General features: G+C 32.3%; 25 protein-coding genes. 23 read left to right on the top strand and 2 right to left on the bottom strand.

Features of this window, described 5'->3' with window-relative positions; genetic code table 11:
* Positions 1-80: 80 nt before the first annotated feature.
* From ispE to spoIIR, 5 genes are all read left to right on the top strand, one after another.
* A complete protein-coding gene (gene ispE, locus LN736_RS02255; RefSeq protein WP_229980691.1) occupies positions 81-926 on the top strand; it encodes a 4-(cytidine 5'-diphospho)-2-C-methyl-D-erythritol kinase in 846 nt (281 codons plus the stop codon).
* Positions 927-1,097: 171 nt separating this feature from the next.
* Positions 1,098-1,292: a CLC_0170 family protein gene (locus LN736_RS19085; protein WP_150356167.1), complete on the top strand. Its 195-nt coding sequence runs from the start codon at positions 1,098-1,100 to the stop codon at positions 1,290-1,292.
* A gap of 15 nt (positions 1,293-1,307) precedes the next feature.
* Positions 1,308-2,765, top strand: a complete 1,458-nt coding sequence (locus LN736_RS02250; RefSeq protein ID WP_229980689.1) for a spore germination protein — start codon at positions 1,308-1,310, stop codon at positions 2,763-2,765.
* 34 nt (positions 2,766-2,799) lie between these two features.
* Positions 2,800-5,055, top strand: a complete 2,256-nt coding sequence (locus tag LN736_RS02245) for a Ger(x)C family spore germination protein (RefSeq protein WP_229980688.1) — start codon at positions 2,800-2,802, stop codon at positions 5,053-5,055.
* 89 nt (positions 5,056-5,144) lie between these two features.
* Positions 5,145-5,786 (top strand): stage II sporulation protein R, encoded by a 642-nt coding sequence (gene spoIIR / locus LN736_RS02240; protein WP_179978137.1) that lies wholly within the window; start codon positions 5,145-5,147, stop codon positions 5,784-5,786.
* 144 nt (positions 5,787-5,930) lie between these two features.
* Here spoIIR and LN736_RS02235 read toward each other — a convergent pair whose 3' ends face one another.
* Complete coding sequence (locus LN736_RS02235; protein ID WP_179978136.1) at positions 5,931-7,172, bottom strand: MGDG synthase family glycosyltransferase; 1,242 nt, start codon at positions 7,170-7,172, stop codon at positions 5,931-5,933.
* 227 nt (positions 7,173-7,399) lie between these two features.
* On the opposite strand from LN736_RS02235, the gene ypeB reads away from it, so the two are divergent.
* The 6 genes from ypeB (at position 7,400) to rho (ending at position 13,968) form a co-directional block, all read left to right on the top strand.
* Positions 7,400-8,770 (top strand): germination protein YpeB, encoded by a 1,371-nt coding sequence (ypeB, locus tag LN736_RS02230; protein ID WP_150356172.1) that lies wholly within the window; start codon positions 7,400-7,402, stop codon positions 8,768-8,770.
* 202 nt (positions 8,771-8,972) lie between these two features.
* Positions 8,973-9,386, top strand: coding sequence for a DUF1934 domain-containing protein (locus LN736_RS02225; RefSeq protein ID WP_150356173.1), 414 nt, complete (start codon positions 8,973-8,975; stop codon positions 9,384-9,386).
* Between the two features lie 121 nt (positions 9,387-9,507).
* Positions 9,508-9,816 carry a ribose-5-phosphate isomerase gene (locus LN736_RS02220; RefSeq protein WP_150356174.1) on the top strand — a complete coding sequence of 103 codons (309 nt, stop codon included), beginning with the start codon at positions 9,508-9,510 and terminating at the stop codon, positions 9,814-9,816.
* Between the two features lie 268 nt (positions 9,817-10,084).
* On the top strand, positions 10,085-11,698 hold the full coding sequence (locus LN736_RS02215; protein ID WP_179978135.1) for a CTP synthase: 1,614 nt from the start codon (positions 10,085-10,087) through the stop codon (positions 11,696-11,698).
* A gap of 264 nt (positions 11,699-11,962) precedes the next feature.
* On the top strand, positions 11,963-12,307 hold the full coding sequence (locus LN736_RS02210) for a hypothetical protein (RefSeq protein ID WP_229980685.1): 345 nt from the start codon (positions 11,963-11,965) through the stop codon (positions 12,305-12,307).
* Between the two features lie 230 nt (positions 12,308-12,537).
* Positions 12,538-13,968 (top strand): transcription termination factor Rho, encoded by a 1,431-nt coding sequence (gene rho, locus LN736_RS02205; RefSeq protein ID WP_378060947.1) that lies wholly within the window; start codon positions 12,538-12,540, stop codon positions 13,966-13,968.
* A gap of 72 nt (positions 13,969-14,040) precedes the next feature.
* On the opposite strand, the gene rpmE is transcribed toward rho, so the two are convergent.
* Complete coding sequence (gene rpmE, locus LN736_RS02200) at positions 14,041-14,253, bottom strand: 50S ribosomal protein L31 (RefSeq protein ID WP_150357586.1); 213 nt, start codon at positions 14,251-14,253, stop codon at positions 14,041-14,043.
* A gap of 273 nt (positions 14,254-14,526) precedes the next feature.
* Between rpmE and LN736_RS02195 the strand changes: the two genes are divergently transcribed.
* From LN736_RS02195 to wecB, 12 genes are all read left to right on the top strand, one after another.
* A complete protein-coding gene (locus LN736_RS02195) occupies positions 14,527-15,537 on the top strand; it encodes a DUF1385 domain-containing protein (protein WP_179978132.1) in 1,011 nt (336 codons plus the stop codon).
* A gap of 24 nt (positions 15,538-15,561) precedes the next feature.
* Positions 15,562-16,434, top strand: a complete 873-nt coding sequence (gene prmC, locus LN736_RS02190; protein WP_179978131.1) for a peptide chain release factor N(5)-glutamine methyltransferase — start codon at positions 15,562-15,564, stop codon at positions 16,432-16,434.
* A 101-nt stretch (positions 16,435-16,535) separates the two neighbouring features.
* Entirely contained in the window at positions 16,536-17,609 is a 1,074-nt protein-coding gene (gene prfA, locus LN736_RS02185; RefSeq protein WP_150357581.1) for a peptide chain release factor 1, read from the top strand.
* Positions 17,610-17,706: 97 nt separating this feature from the next.
* Positions 17,707-18,342 (top strand): hypothetical protein, encoded by a 636-nt coding sequence (locus LN736_RS02180; protein WP_229980683.1) that lies wholly within the window; start codon positions 17,707-17,709, stop codon positions 18,340-18,342.
* Between the two features lie 122 nt (positions 18,343-18,464).
* Positions 18,465-19,127 carry a ZIP family metal transporter gene (locus LN736_RS02175; protein ID WP_378060945.1) on the top strand — a complete coding sequence of 221 codons (663 nt, stop codon included), beginning with the start codon at positions 18,465-18,467 and terminating at the stop codon, positions 19,125-19,127.
* A 62-nt stretch (positions 19,128-19,189) separates the two neighbouring features.
* Complete coding sequence (locus LN736_RS02170) at positions 19,190-20,242, top strand: L-threonylcarbamoyladenylate synthase (protein WP_229980681.1); 1,053 nt, start codon at positions 19,190-19,192, stop codon at positions 20,240-20,242.
* 44 nt (positions 20,243-20,286) lie between these two features.
* Positions 20,287-20,745: a low molecular weight protein arginine phosphatase gene (locus LN736_RS02165; protein ID WP_150357573.1), complete on the top strand. Its 459-nt coding sequence runs from the start codon at positions 20,287-20,289 to the stop codon at positions 20,743-20,745.
* 83 nt (positions 20,746-20,828) lie between these two features.
* The gene (gene rpiB, locus LN736_RS02160) at positions 20,829-21,278 is read left to right on the top strand and encodes a ribose 5-phosphate isomerase B (protein WP_150357571.1); all 450 of its coding nucleotides are present in this window, start codon (positions 20,829-20,831) and stop codon (positions 21,276-21,278) included.
* 68 nt (positions 21,279-21,346) lie between these two features.
* Positions 21,347-21,976 carry a uracil phosphoribosyltransferase gene (gene upp, locus LN736_RS02155; RefSeq protein WP_150357569.1) on the top strand — a complete coding sequence of 210 codons (630 nt, stop codon included), beginning with the start codon at positions 21,347-21,349 and terminating at the stop codon, positions 21,974-21,976.
* 197 nt (positions 21,977-22,173) lie between these two features.
* On the top strand, positions 22,174-22,590 hold the full coding sequence (locus tag LN736_RS02150; protein WP_150357567.1) for a deoxycytidylate deaminase: 417 nt from the start codon (positions 22,174-22,176) through the stop codon (positions 22,588-22,590).
* 43 nt (positions 22,591-22,633) lie between these two features.
* Positions 22,634-23,662: an MraY family glycosyltransferase gene (locus LN736_RS02145; protein ID WP_229980679.1), complete on the top strand. Its 1,029-nt coding sequence runs from the start codon at positions 22,634-22,636 to the stop codon at positions 23,660-23,662.
* Between the two features lie 15 nt (positions 23,663-23,677).
* A complete protein-coding gene (gene wecB, locus LN736_RS02140; protein WP_229980676.1) occupies positions 23,678-24,826 on the top strand; it encodes a non-hydrolyzing UDP-N-acetylglucosamine 2-epimerase in 1,149 nt (382 codons plus the stop codon).

Genomic DNA, 24,826 nt, shown 5'->3' with positions numbered 1-24,826 from the left:
GGTGGTGTGATGAATCGCCTTTTCTTTTGATTTATGTTATAATCAGTTTTACAATATTTTTAAAGGTAGTGAGAATTGAAATGCCATTATTAAAAGCCTATGCCAAAATAAATCTTTCATTGGATGTGATTGGGAAAAGGGAAGATGGATATCATCTTTTAAAAATGATAATGCAAACTATAGATTTATATGATGTTTTAGAAATGTATAAAGCTAAAAGTGGTATACATATAACCTGTAATAAAAATTATATACCTTGTGACAATAGAAATCTGGTCTATAGAGCAGCGGAGTTATTTATACATAAATATAATATAAAAGATGGAATAAATATAAATATAGTTAAAAACATACCTACAGCAGCGGGACTTGCGGGAGGAAGTGCAGATGCTGCAGTAGTATTAAAAACTATGAGAGATATGTACGTACCTGAAGTATATGACAGTGAATTAATTAAATTGGGATTGAATATAGGTGCAGATGTTCCCTATTGTATAATAGGGGGTACTGCATTATGTGAGGGAATAGGTGAAATAGTTACTCCTCTTACTCCTTTTAAGGATCATATATTGATATTGATTAAGCCATCTTTTGGGGTTAGTACTAAGGAGGTATATAAAAATTTAGACATAAATAAGATAATGAAACATCCTGATACTAATTTGCTTATAGATGCTATTCATGAAGGTAACCTGGAGATGTTGAGCAGAAATATGAGAAATGTTCTTGAAAATGTGACTTTAAAGAGACATTTTATGCTGCGGCAAATAAAGGGACAATTAATTAGAGCTGGAGCTTTAGGAACATTGATGAGCGGAAGCGGTCCAAGTATATTTGCTTTTTTTGATGATATGTTGGAGGCACAAATGTGTTATGATAGGATGAAAATTAAATATAGAGAAACTTTTATTACGAGAACTATATAAGAGAATAGTTAACATGTAGTTGAAAAGGCTGCCTCAAAATAAACTTTGGGGTAACCTTTTTATTTGATTGAAGAAATCAGGCTTATAATTTATGAATAAATAGCTTGAAATAGGTAGAAAATAATTTAGAGTTATTTTGAATTGAGTGGAAAAAAGAAAGAGGGAGAACATGTGGATATCATTCACTTATTTAATAAATATTTTTTTATACTTATGATAATCCAGGGATTTTTTTTAACATTTATTGATCCTAAAAACTTTAAAAAAGACAATTTAAAAAAAACTGTTTTAAAATCTAAAATAATTGGTATATTTTTTTTTATATTTTCAATCCTGTTGTATGCCCTTTCAATTTACTCTTTCTGATAGGAGGTGAAGTACATGAAAGAAGAAGTAAGAGATTTTGTATCCCCTAAAGTCGATGAAAATGTAAAATATTTAAAGGAACTGTTTGAAGATAATTCAGATGTAGTGTTTAGAGAATTTTATATAGGAGAAGTTAAAGCCGCAATAGTGTATATAGATGGAATGGGAGATAAGATGCTCTTAAATGATTTGTTAAGAGGTCTTATGACTAGGTACAGATATATAAAAAATGTAAGCCTCATAAAGGAAAGATTGATAACTGTATCTGACATGAAAGAACTTGTTGACTTGAGAAAAGGAGTTGACTTGATTTTATCTGGTGAAACGTTAATGCTTCTGGAGGGGCTAAAAAGTTTTTATGTACTTGCCACTAGAGCCTGGCCTGTAAGAGGGATAACTGAACCTTCAGGAGAAACGGTTTTAAGAGGATCTAGGGATGGATTTACGGAAACTTTACGGTTTAATACGGCCTTGATAAGAAGAAGAATAAGGGATACTAGGCTTAAAATTGTGCCAAAGCCCTTGGGAGTGAGATCTAAAACCGATGTAGTAGTGGTGTACATAGATGATATAGTAAATGAAAAAGCATTAAAAGAACTTATGAAGAGACTGGATAACATAAAGATAGATGCCATTTTAGACAGTGGGTATGTAGAGCAGCTTATAGAAGACAATAAATGGTCCTTTTTCCCACAGATTCAGAGTACTGAAAGGCCTGATGTAGTGGCCTCAGCATTGTATGAAGGAAGAATTGCAATAGTAGTGGATAATTCTCCTTTTGCAATTATAGTGCCTACTACTATGGCAAATCTATTTCAGTCACCGGATGATTACTATCAAAGATGGATATATAGTTCAACAATAAGAATAATAAGGTTTATATCCATAATGATTACATTGATAATGCCTGCTCTTTACGTTGCAGTTACTTCTTTTCACACTGGAATAATACCCACCAGACTGGCATATTTTATTGCCGCTTCAAGGGAAGGAGTGCCTTTCCCAGCTTTTATGGAAGCTATAATCATGGAATTGAGTTTTGCCCTTCTTTTAGAATCTGTAGCTAGACTCCCAAAGTCCATAGGAGCTACAACTGGAATAGTGGGAGGTCTAATTATAGGTCAAGCTGCAGTTCAAGCTGGAATAGTGAGTCCTATAATGATAATAATAGTATCCGTTACTGCCATAACAAATTTTACTACTCCTAATTATGAGATGACCTCTGCATTTAGGCTAATTAGATTTTTACTTATAGGTGCAGCGGCTGTGGCAGGATTATATGGTATCATGATTGGACTTATAATTACTCTGATACATCTTGTAAGGCTCAAGAGTTTTGGAATATCTTATCTATCACCTACAGTAAATGAAAATGTCAGTGATTTTAAAGATATGTACTTTAGAGCGCCTATTGATTTTTTCAAAAAAAGGCCCAAATATATGAATACCAAGGATAAGGTTAGACAAAAATAATTGGGTAAATTAGTTTTTTCAAGAAGGTGATTATATGACAGGCAGAAGTTTCATAACTGGATTTGGAGTATTTACCACTATAATAGTGACTGTTATAGGTGTAGGAATATTTTCCTTGCCAAGAGAGTTAGTAAGTGCTGCAGGCACTGATGGATGGGCTGTGGTTATAATGGCAGGGTTTATTACTTATTTCTTAATTTATATGGCCTGTAAAACTTTTAAATCCAATGGATATAATAAATTCAGCACAATACTTGAAAATAATTTTGGAAAAATATTAGGTGGAATTTTAGCTGTTGGATTTGTGCTATATAATATATTTACCATATCAATTGGCATGAGAATATTTGTAGAAGTTATAAAAATGTATCTTCTTGAAAAAACACCTACGGAATTTCTGATAGTCGTAACTATATTTTCAGGAATTTATCTTGTAAGAAGTAAATTACAAAATTTAATAAAATTTAATGAAGTTTCTTTCTGGATAATGTTTATATCACTGGATATGATACTTCTGTTTACTTTAAATAAAACGGATTTTACCAATGTACTGCCTATGTTTACCAATACACCTTATACCTACTTAATGGCACTTAAAAGTGCAATCTACAGTTTTGCTGGAATAGAAATAATATATTTGATGGGACCATTTATAAAAGATAAATTTAATATAAAAAAAACAGCAATAAAGAGCATTGCATTTATAACGCTTTTTTATGCAATGATAATTGTTTTTTCACTGGCTATTTTCTCCAAAGAACAGACTAAAATTTTATTGTGGCCTACTATAACTATGATAAACTCCATAAATATAAATGGAGCTTTTATAGAGAGATGGGAAGGAGTAGTTATGGCCCTATGGGTTATGTTTTACTTTACTACTTTTTCAAATATATATTATTTGTCATCTGATATAGTAAAGGATGTATTTAAATTAGATGATGTAAAACTTTCGTCGGCTTTGATAGCACCAGTAATATATATAATAGCTTTGTATCCTCAGAATATAGCACAGCTTTATGATATGAGCAATAGATTTATACCTCCGCTTTTTATATATAGTCTAGTTGTACTGCCCATCGTGATACTTTTGTTTGGCAAGGCTAGACATGTAGGTAATAGGGGTAAAGTTATATCTCTGCTTTTAATTTGTATTATACTGACTGGGTGCTGGGACAAAGTTGAAATAGAGAGAACTGACTTAGTGTCTATAATGGGAGTAGATGCAGGAGTAGATATAGGGAAGAGAAAAGAATCAAAGAATATAAAACCGACAGATCCACTGACGTCTATAGATTTAAAAAAGTTTCATGTTACTTTTGGTATACCGGATTTAAGTAAACTGGAACCAGGTAAAGGAGGAATATCTCGAGATAGATATTTAGATGTAGATGGATATTCAATTCAGGATGCAGTAAGTAATGCAATAGCTAAGAGCAGCAGATCCATAAGATTTAGCCATGCTAAAGTGTTGGTGTTAGGAGAAAATTTAATGAAATATCCCGATGCAGTAAAGGAAGCTATTGATTACCTTCAAAGAGAGCCTTCTTTAAATAGAAATATGTATATAGTTATGTCAGATGGAAATGCAGAGAAGTATGTGACATTTAACAATCCAATAGAAATGAGTGTAGAGAATTATATATTGGGTATGGTTGAAAGTGATTTTAAAAATAGTGCAGTTGTTCCAATAACTTTAAATGATTTTTTAATTCAAATGAGTGAAAATGGAAATAGCATAGTTCCCAGAATTGTTATTGATGAGAACGGGAATACCATAAAGATTTCGGGCACTTTTGTAATAAAAAACTTTACACAAAAGGGAATTTTGAATTCAGTTCAAACCTCAAATATAGAACTGCTAAAGGGTATCTTGAGAGGCGGAAAGAAAATGATATATTTAGATGGCCATCCTGTAGATATAAGAATTGACAATGCTGATAGAAAGATGAGGATGTCTCAGAAAGACGGAAAATTGATATTTAATATAGACCTGGATATAGAAGGCCAGATAAAAAATTATTATACTGGAAATGAGGCATTATCTGTGAATAAGTTGGATCAAATTCAACAGGATTTCAATGAAGCTATAAGAAAAGAATGTGAAAGTGTGGTAAGGTCTACTCAAAGAGAGCTTCAGGTGGATCCCATAGGTTTTGGAGAATATGTAGAAAAATATCATCCAATTATATGGAAACAAATAGGAAATGACTGGGATGATGTTTATAAAAATGCAGTTGTAAACATAGATGTAAATACAAAGATAAGGAGAATTGGAGTGACAAGATAATATAGTATGCAGTGAATATAACTTGAATATATGTCAATAATTACTAGTGAGGTATATATAAATAATCATAGAAAAGTGGGGATGAAATCGTGAAGAAGGTTTTATTGATATTTATAATAGGTATTTTAAGTGTATTTACTGCAAACTCTCTTTTGGCTGAAGTGAGAAATAATAACATGCAGCATGACATGGCGTCTAAGATAATAAGATTTCATGTTATAGCAAACAGTGATTCAAAAAGTGATCAAGCTCTTAAATTAAGAGTGAGGGATAAAATACTGGGATATATAGCTCCTAAATTGAAGAATTCAAAAAATATAGAAGAATCCAGAAAAATTTTAAGAGAAAACAATGGAGAAATGTTAAAAATAGCTAGCAGTGAAATAAGAAAAGAAGGTTATGATTATAAAGTCGATAGTACTTTATCCAAAGTAAATTTTCCTATAAAAACTTATGGGAATATAACTCTTCCCCAGGGGAAATATGAAGCTTATAGAATAATTATAGGCAGCGGGCAGGGGCAAAACTGGTGGTGTGTTATGTTCCCTCCATTATGCTTTGTTGATATTACAAAGGGACAAGTATCTTATGAGAAAACGGAAAATGAGATGAAAAAAGTTTTGACACCGGAAGAATATAAGATGGTGGATAATGCATCATTGGGATTAAATAAAAGAAACATAAAATTCAAATTTAAGATATTAGAAATACTGAAAAGCATAGGAGTATAAGGACCATTAAATACAATGGACAGTATTGTGAAAATACATACAAGTGGGCTTTACAGATATTAAATTCTAGTTAACAACAAATATGTAAGGAATCCGTGTCCTGATTAGCCATCACTTGTATATTGGAATTTGAGTTTATATTAGTTAATTTCCTGCAAATAGTTTTTGGGCAGTCTTGACAAAGTGTTCTTCAGCACATTTAAAAAATGTCTTAAGAGTATCTCTATTGTTTATTTTTTCGTTCCCAGTTAAGGTTTTTTTAGCTAAATTTTTTTCTATAAGCCAATTGATTAAGTTAAATATGTCATTTACAGCATAAGGTCTGGCAAATTTATTACAGTTTTCACTTATAATTTTCAATTTTTCTTTGGAGTTGAGAAGTTTTTCGATATTTTCTTTACATCTGCTTATATCGGTTAAATTTACTGCTAAATTATTTCTCAATAAAAATTGAGCATTTTTTTCCTCCTGACCGGGTATAGGAGAAAATAACCCCAGAGGTATTTTGCATATTAATGCCTCAGAAATAGTAAGCCCTCCGGGCTTGGTCAGAAGAAGATCACTGGCCTGCATGTATTTGTTTACCTGGTCGGTAAAGCCTATTATTCGGGTTTCCTTAGAAGAAGACATTTTAATTTTTAAAAGTTCCGAATAGAGCTTTTTATTTTTGCCAGTTATGATTATTATCTGAATGTCTTCATTTATTTTATCAAGTTCCTTGTATATATCTGCTATTTTACCTAAGCCTAAACTTCCTCCCATAACCAAAATGGTAAATTTCGATTGAGACAATTTTAAATTTTTCAATGTATCACATCTGTTATAGTTTATGTTAAACTCAGGTTTAACGGGAATACCTAAATTATATATGGTGTCTTTTGGTATGCCTTTAGACATCATCTTTTTTATCATGTCTTTATTGGAAATCACATAGGCATCTATATAAGGATGAAGCCAGGAAGTATGAGAATAATAATCGGTAATTATACACATACAAGGTATGCCTATATGATATTTTGATTTCAATACAGACAACATTTCTGTAGTAAATGAATGAGTAGATATTAATATATCAGGATCAAACTCATTTATAAGAGGAAGTAGCTTGTAAGTCAGAGACTCAATAAGTTTTGAACTTATTGTAGTTGTGATTGTGTAATCGCCTTCTGAATAACTGTATAATTTTCCATATAAAGAAGGAGATACTTTTAGTGACTTCAAGTAGCTGCCTATTACTACTTTATCTATTATGGGATTTATATATTTTAAGGCATCAACAATTTTTACCTTTGATGCTGGATCTCTCAAGGATATGTAGCTTTTTAGCGCCTCAGCGGCATTACCATGTCCGCCTCCAGCGGAAATTGAGAGAATTAAAACGTTCATCTAATCACCTTCTGATTAAGTATGTAATCTTATTATATAAAATGTAGTAAGAATAATAAACTCATTTAATAAACATTTAAGAAAAAATTAATAATAATCCATAAAATAGTATTGACTTTTATGAACATTATTAAACTAATAATACATAACAATTGAATAAATGCAAATAATATGAACAAAGATTGAATTTACCAGTAAAACTCTCTGTGAGAAAGAGGTGGAGTTCTGTGAAAATTGCAAAAAAGAGAATTATATACACGGCATTAGTAATTTTGATTGTAGTATTTTCAAGTACTTTTGCAGTTCTTATGACTCTGGAAAGAAATGACTATAGAAATTATCTTCAAGGTGAATATGGAAAAAGCATGTATGAGCTTATAGATGCAGTGCAAAATATAAGAGTAAATTTAACAAAAGCAGCTATAGTAGGGTCAAGAGAACAGGCGATAGTTGTTTTTGAAGAGATATTTAGATATTCTGGTATAGCTAATGATAAATTACATTCCCTTCCAGTAGATCAGCCGACAATATCTGGCACCAGCAAATTTTTAAGCCAAACTGGAGATTTTTGCTATAATTTAGGCAAGTTATCTACTAGCGGGAAACAATTGACCAATGATGATTATGACAATATAGAGAGATTAAAAAAACAGTCCGTAATTTTAGAGGGTCAGCTGAAAGCTACAGCTGATAATATAAATCAGGGAAAGGTCAAGTGGGGAGAAATAAGAAAAAAAATTACTGGTGCATTTGCAAAAAATAATGATAATTCTATATCTGAACAATTTCAAGGTATGCAGAAGCAAATAGTTCAGTATCCGGCATTGATTTATGATGGGCCATTTTCAGACAATGTACTGCAGGTTAAACCTAAAATTAATTCGCAAAAACAGGTATCAGAAAAGAAAGCAGAAGCTATAGCTAGAAAAATAATAGGAGAGGCAAAAATAGAGAGCCTGAATGTATCTTCTGTTAAGGGAAAAGCTGACATAGATGTATATAGATTTACTGCTGCCCTAAAAAATAGAAATAGAAAAGGAGACAGAGTAATATGTGAAATAAGCAAAAAAGGCGGAAGGATATCCTATTTGATAAATGATAGAGCTGTAAATAACAGCTCCATATCTGCAGAAAAATCCCGGAATATAGGAATAAGATACTTGAAAAATTTAGGATACGATAATATGGTTCCTACCTACTCTCTGAGATATAATAATATAGCAGTAATAAGTTATGTGTATAATCAAAATAATATATTAATATATCCGGATCAAATAAAATTAAAAATAGCTTTGGATAATGGGGATATCATAGGTGTAGAAGCAGATAAGTATTTAATGTCTCATATTGAAAAAAGGAAAATATCAACCCCAAAGATGAGCTATGAAGAGGCCAAAGAAAAAGTTGGGAAGAGATTGAATATAACCGGCAGAAGGCTTGTTATAATCCCTACGGAAGCGAATAGTGAAATATTGTGTTATGAATTTTCTGGAGATTATAAGAATGATGATTTTAAAGTCTATATAAATGCTGAAACTGGATATGAAGAAAAGATAATTCAAATAATTAATACTCCTAATGGAGAGTTAACTATATAGCCTATAATCATAAAATATAAATGTACCCTAAAAGGTAGATGCAGAAATAAGGCTGTGTTTAACCTATAGGGTATATTTTTGCTTGAATCATACCCAAAAATAAAGTAAAAATTCTATAAAAATCCTGGCCCATTTGATATAATAAAGTAAATTTTAAGATTTTGTTGATGTAGAAATTAGAAAGGCAGGTTAAAGTTTAACTATGAAGAAAAAGGCAATTATATCTTTATCCAGTAAGCAATCTGATAATAATGAAGTTATAGAAGTAGTTACTCCCGGAGACTTTTACAAAAAAAATGACTGTTATTATGCGGTTTATAAAGAAACTCAGTTATCTGGAATGGAGGGAACTACTACTACTTTAAAAATAAAAAATAATAAATTATCTCTCATAAGAATGGGGAGCACTAATGCTAAAATGGATTTTAATAAGTATGAAAGAAGTAGATCTATGTATAAGACACCTTATGGGGCTATAGAATTGAAGATAAAGACTAATGAAATAAACATAGATGTAGGGGAAAATGGAGGGGATGTATTGATTAATTATAGCATGAGTTTAGCAGGACAAACTGCTCAGGATACACAGTTAAAGGTGAATATAAAAACCAAGTAGCGGCTGTCAACTTTTAGCTTTTCACTTTTAATTTTCAGTCTAAAAATTTTATTTTTGATTAAAAGTTTTATATATGGCAATAATTAAATAAACAGATAAGTGTAAAAAAGGAGGGTGTATATTGAGAAGATATTTTAATGATAAAGAAAAAGTATATTCCAAAATTATTGAGATATTGTGTAAATATAAAGGACTGGATAGAAAAAAACTGTTGGAGATCTTAAAAGATGAATCCTGCAAATATCTGTTTTTTTTACTTGTTAATAAGTATGAGTGTTATGATCTAGATGTATTAAAAAAAGATTTTCCCTCTGTAAATAGGAATAACATGAAAAATAACATAAGAAAAGCGGAAAAAAAATTACTATTAAACAAGCGTATAAGAGATATGTATTTTGAAGCAGAAGAGCTAATAGATAGAGTAGAATAAAATAAATGTTTTATAAAAGCAAAAAAACCTAGAATATAAATAGAAAATATGGTATCATATTAAGTATGTTTTTGGACAAAACATACTATTTTATTTGTGAGGGTATTTTTCATTATAAAACTAATTAGATATTTTGTCAATAATATATGAGAAAATTTTTGAAAATTATTTATGCTTTTTTTTCAAATAATTTATTTAAAAAATATGCAATTTAAATTTTACCAGGATAAAAAACAGGGGGTGACACTGCTTTTAAAAGCAGAAACTTATGAATACAAAGTATATATTTGTAACTGGGGGAGTAGTATCTTCGCTGGGGAAGGGAATAACAGCAGCTTCATTGGGACGACTTTTGAAAAATAGAGGACTTAAAGTTTCAATCCAAAAATTCGATCCATATATAAATGTAGATCCAGGTACTATGAGTCCATATCAACATGGAGAGGTTTTTGTTACAGATGACGGAGCAGAGACAGATTTAGATTTAGGCCATTATGAGAGATTTATAGATGAAAATTTAAGTAAAAACAACAATGTTACTACAGGAAAAGTATATTGGTCAGTTATATCAAAAGAGAGAAAGGGAGAGTATTTAGGAAGTACGGTTCAAGTGATTCCACATATAACGAATGAGATAAAGTCCAGGGTATATAAAGTAGCGGAGGAAAAAGATATTGATGTGGTTATAACTGAAATTGGCGGAACGGTAGGAGATATAGAGTCACTGCCTTTTTTGGAAGCTATAAGACAGATAAAATATGATGTGGGAATAGAAAATGTATGTTTTATACATGTTACATTGGTTCCCTATTTAAAAAAGTCGGGAGAATTAAAAACTAAACCTACTCAACATTCAGTTAAGGAATTGAGGAGCATTGGAATACAGCCTGATATAATAGTATGCCGTTCAGAGAAATTGATTTCCAATGAATTAAAAGAAAAGATAGGGTTATTTTGTAATGTAGAGAGAGACTCTGTAATTGAAAATTTAGATGCTGAAAATTTATATGAAGTTCCACTGATGCTTCATCAAGAAGGATTGGATGATTTGGTATGCAGAAAATTAAGACTAAAAAGTGGTAAAATAGACAATACTGAATGGATAGAGATGGTAAATAGAATAAAGAAGTTATCGAGAAGTGTAAATATAGCTTTAGTTGGAAAGTATGTAGAACTTCATGACGCTTATATATCTGTAGTTGAGGCGTTGAATCATGGTGGATATGCCAATGGGGCGAGAGTTAATATAAAATGGATAAATTCTGAAAATGTTACTGAAGAAAATATAGGAGATTATCTAAAAGATGCAGATGGTATACTTATTCCAGGAGGATTCGGAGATAGGGGAATAGATGGAAAGATATTGTCTGCAGGATGGGCTAGAAAAAATAAAGTACCATTCTTTGGCATATGTCTGGGAATGCAATGTGCTGTAATAGAATTTGCGAGAAATGTGCTTGGTTATAAAGGAGCCCACAGTTCGGAAATAGATCCTTATACCAAATATCCTGTTATAGATTTGATGCCGGATCAAAAGGATATAGATAAAAAAGGCGGTACCATGAGATTAGGCAGCTATCCATGTAAGCTTTTAAATGAAAGTAATTCTTTTAAAGCTTATGGAGAAGAAGTTATACATGAAAGGCATAGACATAGATATGAATTTAATAATTTTTATAGAAATAAGTTAGAAAAAGCGGGGCTGGTACTTTCTGGAGTCAGTCCTGATTCGAGATTAGTTGAAATTGTAGAAATAAAAGATCATCCTTGGTTTGTAGGAGTACAGTTTCATCCAGAATTGAAATCCAGGCCCAATAGACCACATCCTTTATTTAGAGAGTTTATAAGGGCGTCTTTAGATTATGGGAAATTGAATGACTAGGTGATTTTTGAGTAAAGTGCTTAGTTCTTATTGTGTATTTAAAAATCCAAAGTGTAAATATCAAGTTGTAGAAGATTTTTGGCTCCTGCTGAAAATCTTCTACAACTCTATATTAAATCAATTGTGAATTGAAATAAGATCGATAGAGAAAAATAAAATAAAATTATGAAGGATTTTGGAGATATTTATAGAATATAATTGCATAGCTGTAAAATAAATTTTAAATTAAAGTGTAAATTAAAGTGTAAATTAGGGGTGAATTTTATGATACTTCAAACAAATATAAGTGTTGCTGCTAGAAATTCAGAAGGAAAATATGATATTAAAAATTTTTCCGTATTTGATGTAAATAAAATCAATGAGAGCTTCACCTCTTTAAAGATAAGTCTTGTAAATAATAAAATTTTACTTTTGAGTGTTCAATGTGAACTGTGTGGGAATATTCATTATTTTAGATATAACATCAATTATCTGGTTAGAAAAGATATTATAATTGGAGGCTGTGAGATTCTGGGATTCCCAATCTTGTATATAGGCAATTATAATGTTATAAAAAATAAAATTTTAAAGTATAATGAGATCAAGGAAAAAATATATGCACTTATATAATATTTTTATTTTTATTTATAATTATTATAAAATGAGATGGATTAAAGTCTAAAAAAGGGGTATAATGTATTTTGAAATGTAACCTTTCTATAATAGGAATTCTTTACTTATAAATATAGTATTTTTATATTATATTTTCAATTTTATTTTGATTTTCCCAAGATTACGTTAAAATATAAAATTTAATAATTGTGAGGTGTTACTTTTTGAACAGTGAAGATATAGATAATATGACAGTTGCAAAATTGAAAGATATTGCAAAGGCCCTCGAGATCAAAAATATATCTAAATATAAAAAATCTGAATTAATTGAAGAAATAAAAAGGGTTTCTCCTGCTTATATAAATAAAAACGGTATCGTACTTAGAGAGAAAATAAGCCCTAAAAATGAGGAGTTAAGCAAACACAAGGAGTTGGAACATGGTATAAAAACATCAGAGAATAAAATTCACGAATCTAAATCACAGGAACAAAGGATAAATTGTGATGAAAAAAGAGAAAAGCTTAAGGAAATGATAAGCGAATCAGATAGTGCAAGAGGAGTGCTTGAGATAATTGAAAATAATAATTATGGATTTTTAAGAGGTAAAAATTATCTTACAGGTCCTGACGATATATATGTATCCCCATCTCAAATAAGAAGATTCAATTTAAAAACCGGTGATGAGGTATGCGGAAAAGTTAGAATTCCAAAAGAAGGAGAAAAGTTTAAAGCATTACTGTACGTTCAAAAAGTAAATGGGGAGAATCCAGAAAGAGCAGTTGGAAGAAAACCTTTTGAAACACTCACTCCTATATATCCTAATCAGAGATTAAGGTTAGAAACTCAAAGTTCAAATCTGTCTACAAGACTTATGGATATAATATCACCTATAGGCAAAGGACAGAGAGGAATTATAGTTGCCCCACCTAAAGCAGGCAAAACTACTCTTCTAAAAAAAATAGCCCAGAGTATTTCAAAGAATCACCCAGAAATAAAACTTATAGTTTTACTTATAGATGAGAGACCTGAAGAAGTTACTGACATGCAGAGATCTATAAATGGAGAAGTAATTTATTCTACTTTTGACGAAGAACCGGAACATCATACTAAAGTTGCCTATATGGTGCTTGAGAGAACCAAAAGAATGGTGGAACAAGGTCAGGACGTAGTAATACTTTTGGATAGTATCACCAGGCTTTCCAGAGCATATAATCTGACTATAACTCCAACTGGTAGGACTCTTTCAGGAGGTTTGGATCCGGGAGCACTTATAATGCCAAAAAAGTTTTTTGGTGCTGCTAGAAATATAGAAGAAGGAGGAAGCCTCACTATACTTGCTACTGCATTGATTGAAACCGGAAGTAGAATGGATGATATGATATTTGAAGAATTTAAAGGCACTGGAAATATGGAGGTGCATTTAAACAGAAAGCTTCAGGAAAGGAGAATATTCCCTGCTATAGATATATATAAGTCTGGTACGAGAAGAGAGGATTTGCTTTTTGAAAGCCAACTTGAAAGGGAAACTGCTTTTAATATAAGAAAAGTGCTATATGATGACAACATTCAAAATATTACTGAACAACTAATAAACCTATTGGCAAAAACAAAGAATAATGTAGAGTTTATGAATATTGCAAGCAAGATGGAATTGAATAAATCATTAGATAAGCGTTAGAATAAAGACCTGTCTTTTTATACTTAAAGACAGGTCCTATAATAAAATGAGAAATTGTATATTTTATTGTAATTATTCTTCATTTTTCAAATTAAATTTCTTTAAGAATCTATCAACTCTTCCACCGGCGTCGACTATCTTTTGTTTACCAGTGAAGAAAGGATGGCATTTAGAGCATATTTCCACCTTTAACTCTTTTTTTGTGGAGCCAGTTGTAAAGGTGTTTCCACATGCACACTTAACTACCGCATCATGATAGTATTCTGGATGTATGCCTTTTTTCATATTGTTCACCTCTTTCAAGTTTATATGACGAAACTCTAATTTTAACTCCTGTATTATAACACAGGCATAGTGCTAAGTCAACAAACAGCCAAAAATTTCTGTGAGTAGGGCTAATTTATTATAGAGAAATCAAATAAATACTTTAATATATTTAATACCTCTGTTAGAATATATTTGATTATATAAAGAGTTGATATTTAATTTTTGCAACTTTGAGCTTTAAAATGAAGGTGAAGCCTTTAGATAAAATAGATTGCATGAGAGGTGAATACAATGTCAAGAAAAACATCTGTTGGAGGTCAAGCTGTAATAGAAGGAGTTATGATGAGAGGGATCCACGGTATAGCTATCGCTGTTAGAAAATCCAATGGTGAAATTGTAGTTAACAGGGAGGAGAGTATACCCTATAGTAAGAAAAACAAATTTTTTGGGTTACCTGTTATAAGGGGATTTGTATCTTTAATAGAATCATTGATTGTGGGTATAAATACATTGAATTATTCAGCAACGTTTTTTCAAGAAGAAGAGGAACCTACGAAATTTGATGATTGGTTTGAAGGTATATTTAAGGAAAAAAGTGAAGCCGTACTCATAGGTATAACTCTTATTATATCTCTTACTATAGCAATTTTGTTATTTTTCATATTTCCGACTTTTGCAGCAAATGTATTTAAAAAATTTGGAGTACGCGGTTCTATATCTCTTAACATAGTGGAAGGTATAATCAGAGTGTCCATATTTTTGATATATATATATGTGATAAGTAAGATGTCAGATATAAAAAGAGTATTTCAATATCATGGTGCCGAACATAAGACTATTTTTTGCTATGAAAATGAAAAAGAATTAACTCCAGAGAATGCAGCTAAATTTGGCAGACTTCATCCAAGATGTGGTACAAATTTTTTATTTTTAGTCATGATAGTAAGTATAATACTTTTTTCGTTAACCGGATGGGGAAATATTTGGCAGAGAATCTTATGTAGAATAACATTATTGCCTCTAGTATCAGGGGTTACCTATGAACTTATAAGATGGATGGGGAAAAGCAATGGATTTTTAACAAGGGTTTTATCCTATCCAGGACTTATGCTTCAAAATTTGACTACAGAGGAACCAGACTATAGTCAATTGGAAGTGGCCATTGTGGCACTGAAGTATGCGGAGGGGATAGAAAGTGAAGATGAAAAAAGCAAGTATAATGAAGATGGACAGATAAAAGATATAGTAAGCGTAGATAGAGAAGGAGTACAGCTGGGAATATGTAAAAGTACAATGAAATGAATTCAATGAAAGTAGAGAATTTTTATGAAAAATAAGATAAATGAACTTTTAAAATATGGATATGAAATCTTAAAAAATGAAGAAATAAATAGTTATATTTTGGATGTACAGCTTCTTTTGGGAAAGGCTATAAATAAGAGCAGACTGTTTATATTTATAAATGGCGATTATGAAGTTACTGAAAAGGAGGCCCAAGATTATCGTAGATATATAGAGTTAAGGGAAAAAAAGATGCCTGTAAAATATATATTGAGGGAATGTGAATTTATGGGGCTAAATTTTCTGGTAACACCCGGTGTGCTGATACCAAGGCCGGATACAGAAACTTTAGTAGAACAGGCCTTAGATAAAGTAAGGAGTAATAATTTTCACAATATATGTGACCTGTGTTGTGGAACTGGGGCAATTGGATTGTCTATAGCTAAGTTTATAAATAATGTAAATATAAAATGTTGTGATATATCCCCTATAGCTTTAAAGGTTGCAACTGAAAATATAAAAAGATTTTCTCTACAAAAAAGAGTTGAAGTGATAAAGAGTGATTTACTTCAATATTTTATTGAAAATAAAATGAAATTTCAAATGATAATATCAAATCCACCCTATGTAAAAAAAAGTATGATGGATACATTGATGGAAGATGTAAAAAACTATGAACCCTATGAAGCACTTTGTGGAGGAGAAGATGGGCTGGTTTTTTATAGAGAAATTGCGAAAGAAAGTTTGACAGTTTTAAATAAAGGGGGAGTACTTATGCTTGAAATAGGTGATGATCAAAAAGATGAAGTAAGCTGTATATTGAAAAAATACGGCTTTATAAATATATCCTGTGTCAAAGACCTATCAGGGAAAGATAGAGTAATCAGTGCGGTGGCTGGGGGAAAAATTATAGAGTAAATTTAACAGGTATTTTCTGTTTTCCAAGTTTATTGCTATAAATAAAAGTATTATGATATAATAATGTATTGTGAAAATGTTTATACGGAGTGATAAAAATTATGTTAGAAAGACTTGATTTCATAGAAAATAAATATGAGGAATTATCCATTAAAATAAGCGATCCTGCGGTTATAGAAAATCAAAAAGAATGGCAAAAACTGTGTAAGGAACATGCCGAAATGGAAGAAGTGGTTGTGAAATACAGGGAATATAAAAAGGCTGTTCAGGATCTAGAAGACAATAAGGATATGCTTAAAGAGGAAACGGATAAAGAAATGAGGGAAATGGAACAGGAAGAGGTAAAAAATCTTACAGAGCGCATAGATGAAATTGAAGATGAATTAAGGATTCTACTTATTCCTAAAGATCCTAATGATGATAAGAATGTATTTGTAGAAATTAGAGGTGGAGCAGGAGGGGAAGAGGCAGCTTTATTTGCGGCAAATCTTACAAGAATGTATACCAGATATGCAGAGCGCAAGGGGTGGACAATAGAAACCATAAGCTTAAATGCTACGGATATAGGTGGATTTAAGGAAATTGTATTTATGGTAAAAGGAAAGGGAGCCTACAGCAGGTTAAAATATGAAAGCGGTACTCACAGGGTTCAAAGAGTTCCAGATACAGAATCCAGCGGCAGGATTCATACTTCTACTGCAACTGTAGCAGTACTTCCAGAAGTAGATGATGTGGATGTAGTGGTAAATCCAAACGATATAAGAATAGATGTTTTTAGAGCATCAGGTCATGGGGGACAATGTGTAAATACTACGGATTCAGCTGTTAGAATTACACATTTACCTACGGGACTTGTTGTATCCTGTCAGGATGAAAAATCCCAGCTTAAGAATAAGGAAAAAGCCATGAAGGTACTTAAATCAAGGCTTTATGAAAAGGCAGAAGCTGAGAGAAATGCAAGTATAGCAGAAGATAGAAAGAGTCAGGTGGGAACGGGCGATAGAAGCGAAAGAATAAGGACCTATAATTATCCTCAGGGAAGAGTTACAGATCATAGAATAGGAATGACACTATATAAATTGGATGCATTTCTAGATGGAGATATAGATGAAATAGTAGATGCCCTTATAACTTCAGATCAGGCGGAGAAAATGAAAGCCATTGGCAGTAACTAACATATATGTGAAATGATTATGGAAAGTATGGAATACGGGGTAATATATAAGATGGAAGGAGCTGAAACAACCGTTAAACTCCACTTAACGGGAAAGTATGAATATAGATAAAGCTATTAGGAAGCAAAAAAAATCCCATAAGATACTTCTGCTTTCTACAGGCCTTATTTTTTTTATACTCCCGGGATATTTTATTTTGACAGGTAAATTTTACACATTTTACATAACTTACCTTATAGTGCTTGAAACACTTATTTTTTTGGCTATTATCATAAGAATTGACAATTCTTCATTGAGTTTTATTTATGACGGATATAAGTTGAAAGTAAATATGGGAATAAAAAATGGAAGGTTAAATATAATATGTGATAAAATTGTACTGGTGCATGTGGAAAACTATATGCGGAGAAATGCGGATGAAAGTGAATTTAGAATTATTCTCCTTTCGACATCTAAATTCAGAAGTGATAGAATGGTACTCGTACACAGAGAATTTCTCAAAAGACATGCTTATGTTGCCCATGAATACAACAAGCTGAAAATTTTAAGGCCTGAAGAGAGTTTTTATTATACTATAATAAAGAGAGGCCAATTGAATAAATATTCATTTTTAGATACAGTGTACAGAAGCTGTGTCTATGCGCATTTTACAGAGGAAGCTGTAGAAAAAATAAAATTTTATAGACAGAACTCAGAAAATTACACCTGGAAGAATGGAAAAATAAAAATATAATTCATATATTATGAAGTATTAAAATAAATATGAAATATAAATAATAAGCATAAGGTGATTTTTTGAGTATAAATTTAATTGACATAGTAGCAATAGGGAGTTTAGTATCTCTTACAGGTACTATGATAGGGGCTTCACTAGGTGTGGCAGTGAAAGAACCGTCTGATAAATTGCTGGGCTTTATAATAGGATTTGCAGGGGGAATAATGTTATCTGTAGTAGTATTTGATTTAATTCCCCAGTCCGTTGAAAAATGGAGTTTTGGCCTGACCATAATATTTGCAGTCTTAGGTATTGTGATCATTTCCACAATTGATGCAAAGGTGAATATAAACAGCAGCAATAAACATATGAAAATGGCATTTATGGCTTCACTTGGCCTTATGATCCATAATTTCCCAGAGGGGATAATAATGGGATGCGGATTTGCAGCAGGCAGTACCCTCGGACTGAAGATGAGTATTATAATTGCAATTCACGATATACCGGAAGGTATTGCCGTATCGGCACCTCTTATGGTATCTAAAGTAAAAATTCCAAAGATACTTTTTTATGCTTTTATAACAGCTTTTCCAACGGCTTTAGGAACCTTTGCAGGTACGTACATAGCAAATATATCTCAAAATGTGTTAGGAGCATGTCTTTCTATAGCTTCTGGAATAATGCTGTATGTGGTATGTGGAGAGATGATACCGGAATCTTCAAAACTATGGGAAGGTGTAACAAGTACACTTGGTACTCTCTGTGGTATTATCCTAGGGCTTATAATAGTACAGGTATTGTAAATTATGTACATTTAAAAAATAGTAAACTTGTAGTTTTAAAATAAAAGGTGGTTTATTAGCAGATGAATACGAAAATAAAGATGATAGATGAGACAAATTTAGATGAAGGGATTATTGAGGAGGCTGGAAAAATAATAAGAGAAGGTGGGCTTGTAGCTTTCCCAACAGAAACTGTTTACGGTCTTGGAGCTAACGCTCTTGATTCAAGAGCGGTAAAGAAAATATTTAAAGCTAAGGGCAGGCCACAGGACAATCCTTTAATTGTACATATATGGAATATAAAACAGATAGAAACTTTGACGCATGATATACCGGATATAGCTTATAGATTTATGAAGAAGTTTTGGCCTGGACCTATGACTGTAATTCTTCCTAAATCATCTATTATACCGGATGCTACCAGTGCATCACTTCCCAGTGTGGGAATTAGAATGCCATCTAATATAATAGCTAGAAAACTTATTGAAAAATCAGGAGTTCCCATTGCAGCACCGTCTGCCAATATATCCGGACGTCCAAGTCCAACAGATGTTGAAAGATGTATAGAAGATTTAAATGGGAAAGTGGATTTTATATTGGGAGGAGAGATGTGCCAGGTGGGGGTGGAATCTACAGTAGTGGATTGTACAGTTACACCTAGCTGTGTATTAAGGCCAGGTGGAATAACACTTGAAATGTTGAGGAAAATAGATAGAGAAGTTTATATAGATCCTGCAGTTATGAAAAAACCGGATAAGAACATAAGACCTAAAGCACCCGGAATGAAATATAGACACTATGCTCCCAATGCTCCGGTAAAAATAGTCAACGGAGATTTGAAAAAAACTATTGCAAAAATTAATGAAATGGTGCAAAATTATATAGATGAAAATAAAGTGGTAGGGGTAATTGCTACGGATGAAACAAAAGATTTTTATAAAAAGGGATTAGTAGTTTCTTTAGGTAGTAGAAGTAATATGCTTAGTGTGTCTAAGAATTTGTTTGAAACCCTTAGGAGTTTCGATGATAAAAAAGTTGATATTATATTGTCTGAAGCTTTTGAAGAAAAAGGTATTGGGGTTGCTGTGATGAATAGGTTAAATAAATCTGCAGGGTTTGATATTATGAAGGTGTAAGGTATACTGTTCATAGGGTACTTTTACTTTAGGGGGACTGGTTTGTGAAAAACATACTGTTTGTTTGTACAGGTAATACTTGCAGAAGTTGTATGGCAGAGGCTATATTCAATTCCATAGGTAATATGACGGATGTAAAAGCTTTGTCTGCAGGTATAATGGCATTTGATAATAGTGTGGCTTCTAAAAATTCTGCATTGGTTATAAAGAAAAATTTAAATGTAGACATAAGTAATAGAAAAGCTGTTCAGGTAAATCAGTATATGGTTAAGAATTCAATGATTGTTTTGGCTATGACTTCACATATAAAAGATATACTGCAGAAAAATTTTCATCAATTCAGAAATAAAATCTATACTTTAAATGAATTTGTTTCTTTAAAGGAGGATATAGAGGATCCTTTTGGAAAAAGTATTGTTGAGTATGAACATACATATAGTCAGTTGGAAAATAGCATTTTATTGTTAGTAAATAAGTTAAAAGAAGATATGGGCATTGATTAGATGTTATTATCTTCTTTTTTTGCGGGTATGTGCTCAGATAATGTTGAGGATCAAATAATAATATATTTTAGGAGGTATTTTTTATGAAAATCGCTATAGGGAGTGATCATGCCGGATTTCCGTTAAAAAAGGAAGTAATGAAATACTTGCGGGAAAAAGATATGAAATTTGAAGATTTTGGTACTTTTTCAGAGGATTCTTGTGATTATCCTGATTATGCACTAAAAGTTGCAGAAGAAGTTTCCAATAAGAACTATGATTTCGGCATACTTATATGTGGCACTGGTATTGGAATAAGCATTGCCGCTAATAAGGTACCGGGAGTAAGAGCGGCACTTTGTGGAGATACTTTTAGTGCTCATGCCAGTAGAGAACATAACAATGCAAATATACTTGCACTGGGACAGAGAGTAACAGGTTCAGGGCTTGCAGTTGATATAGTGGATACATTTTTATCTGCTGAGTTTCAGGGGGGCAGGCATCAAAGAAGAATAGATAAAATTACTGAAATAGAAAAAAAATATAGTAAATAGACTATTACTGTTTTTAGACTATAATTTTAAACTGTAAAATATTCATTTATTAAATTGGAGGAATTGAAATGAATAACATAACACAAATAACTCATCCCCTTGTATTGCATAAATTAGCTTTGATAAGGGACAAAAATACAGGTTCTAAGGACTTTAGAGATCTTGTAGAGGAAGTGGCTATGCTTATGGCCTATGAAGTAACTAGAAATTTTCAGACAGAAGATGTGAAAATAGAGACTCCTATAGGAAAGACAACCTGTAAAATGCTTTCCGGGAAAAAAGTGGCTGTAATACCTATATTGAGAGCAGGACTTGGCATGGTAAGTGGAATATTAAGGCTTATACCTGCAGCAAGAGTAGGTCATATAGGACTTTACAGGGATGAGACCACGTTAAAGCCTGTAGAATATTTTTGTAAATTGCCGCAGGATATAGGAGAGAGAGAGATAATAGTGACTGATCCGATGCTGGCGACAGGTGGGTCAGCTATAGATGCTATATCTATGTTAAAGAGAAAGGGTGCAAAGAATATACAACTTATGTGTTTGATAGCTGCAAGGCAGGGGATTGAGGCTGTAGTGGAAGCTCATCCTGATGTACATATATATACCGCAGCTATAGATGAAGAATTAAATGGAAATGGATATATAGTACCAGGTCTTGGTGATGCTGGAGATAGATTATATGGAACGAAGTGATAGGCCTTTTAGCTTACTGGACAATGTTCTAGAGCCCACTGTAATATAGGTGGGCTTTTGCATATTGAAGATAGAGATAAATTAGCAGGAAGTATTGAAGAGGATACCTGTTAAAAAGCAGCATCAATTGTTTTAAAATATCATTCAATAGTTTATAATATATAGTATATTCTTATGAAGCAAGGAGATATTTGTCGATGAGAAAAGATTGGGATAATTATTTCGTGGATATAGCATTTGAGGTTGCGGAAAGAAGTACATGCCCTAGGCTGCATGTGGGGGCAGTTCTTGTTAAAAACAGAAGAATAAAGGGTACTGGTTATAATGGAAGTCCCAGAGGATTAGAGCATTGTGATGAGGTTGGATGTTATCTTAAAAATAATCATTGTATAAGGACAATTCACGCAGAGGTGAATTGTTTGCTAGAAGTATCGCCAGAAGATAGAGAAAATTCAACGCTGTATGTGACTCATATGCCGTGTCCAGAATGTCAAAAATTGATAATTACCTGTGGTATTAAGAGGGTGGTGTATTCTGAAGATTACAAACCTGAAATTAATTGGTTTGAAAAAGCACCGCAAATTGAATTAATATGTTTAAAAAGAGCAGAATAACATAATATCTAAAGAACAAAAGATGTGATTGAGGAAGGTTGTTATGGATAATTTATATTTATTTGCAGTAGTTTCAGCAGCACTCTCAGCTGTTATTACACCACTTGTTAGAAAGTATGCTATAAAATTACAAATTGTGGATATCCCTAAAGATAATAGGAGGGTACATAATAAACCAATACCACTTTTAGGTGGAATGGCCATATACATTTCTTTTATGGTCACTCTATTTTTAAAATTAGGCAGGCTTACAAATTCTGAAATTGGCCTTATATTGGGTTCTACTGTAATAGTAATAGGAGGATTTCTAGATGACAAGTTCAATATAAAGCCCTGGTGTAAATTATTATTTCAATTGGCAGCAACTTTGATTTTAATAGTTTATGGAATTAAGATAGTATTGATTACCAATCCATTCAGTGGATTGTATCAATTTGTGAATTTAGGTATAATGTCAATTCCACTGACACTGATTTGGGTGATTGGAATTACCAATGCATTGAATTTAATAGATGGATTAGATGGGTTGGCTGCAGGCATTGCACTTATATCATCCATAACTATTTTTATTATAGCTGTACTGAATGGAAGAAACGAAGCTGCCATACTTACAATTATATTAGCAGGAGCTACAGCAGGTTTTTTGCCTTATAATTTTAATCCAGCATCTATATTCATGGGTGATACAGGAGCACAATTACTGGGCTTTTTACTTGCAGCTATATCTATTGAGGGAGCTGTTAAATCTGCAGCTGCTTTTTCTATAGCTGTGCCCATTCTTGCTTTGGGAATACCAATCTACGATACTTTATTTGCTATGGTGAGGAGAAAGATAAATGGGAAGCCTATCATGCAGGCAGACAGGGGACATTTGCACCATAGGCTCCTGGATATGGGGCTTACCCAGAAACAGGCGGTTATGATAATGTACATTATAAGTGCAGTTCTTGGCAGCTTTTCCATAGTAGCCATGGAGATAAATGCGCAGAGATCCTATTTTTTGCTGATTATAGTAATGATTATTTTAATCTTGATAGCCTGGAAAGCTGGTTTTTTTAAACATAGAGAGTAAAATGGAGGATTTTATATGAAAAAGATCAAGAGTATTGCAATATTTGGCACAAGACCTGAAGCAATAAAGATGGCTCCCCTAGTTAAGGAGCTTGGAAACATAGAGAATATAGAAAATAAAGTCTGTGTTACAGCTCAGCACAGACAAATGCTTGATCAAGTTTTGGAGCTTTTTAAAATTGAACCGGATTTTGATTTGAACATAATGAAGAGTAAACAAACCTTGACGGGAATAACTACCAGGGTGCTTCAGGGGCTTGAAAATATATTTGATGAAGAAAAGCCGAATCTAGTTATTGTTCATGGAGATACTACTACCACTTTTGCAGGAGCTCTGGCGGCATTTTATAAGAAAATAGCAGTAGGCCATGTGGAAGCTGGTCTAAGGACTTATGATAAATATTTTCCTTTTCCCGAAGAAATGAATAGAAAACTTACTGGAGCTATAGCTGACCTGCATTTTGCGCCAACCACAGGTTCTAAAAATAACCTTCTGAAAGAAGGGGTACCTGAAAATAAAATATTTGTTACAGGGAACACAGTTATAGATGCTATGAATTTTACGGTGGAAAAAGGTTATGTATTTAACAATAATGAACTAAATCAGATAGACTATGATAACAGAAAAATTATAATGGTAACTGCTCATAGAAGAGAGAACTGGGGCAGGGGAATTAGAAATATTTGTAATGCACTTAAAAGAATTGTTCAGGATAATGCCGAAGTAGAAGTTATTTATCTTGTGCACTTAAATCCAATAGTAAAGGACGTGGTGTATAAAATATTGGATCATATTCCAAGGATACATTTACTGCCGCCTCTGGACACAAAAGAAACTCATAATTTGATGAATAAATGCTATATGGTCATGACTGATTCAGGTGGTCTTCAAGAGGAGGCACCTCATCTTGGAAAACCTGTGTTGGTACTTAGGAATGTAACTGAAAGACCAGAAGCTGTAGAAGCGGGCACAGTGAAATTGGCCGGAACTGATGAGGATAACATAGTTAAATTGGCAAATGAACTTATATTGGATCAAGATGAATACAATGTAATGAGCAGAGCCATAAATCCATATGGGGATGGTAAAGCATCTGGAAGAATAGCAGCAGCTATTTTACAGTATTTTAATATAGAAAGTGGCGAATATAAGGAGTTTCAATAA

Origin of the sequence: Clostridium aromativorans, from assembly GCF_020908015.1 — a bacterium.
In the GTDB taxonomy this organism is placed as follows: domain Bacteria; phylum Bacillota; class Clostridia; order Clostridiales; family Clostridiaceae; genus Clostridium_B; species Clostridium_B aromativorans.
The sequence above is the reverse complement of the archived record's forward strand: the minus strand, read 5'-3'. Positions and strand labels throughout refer to the sequence as shown.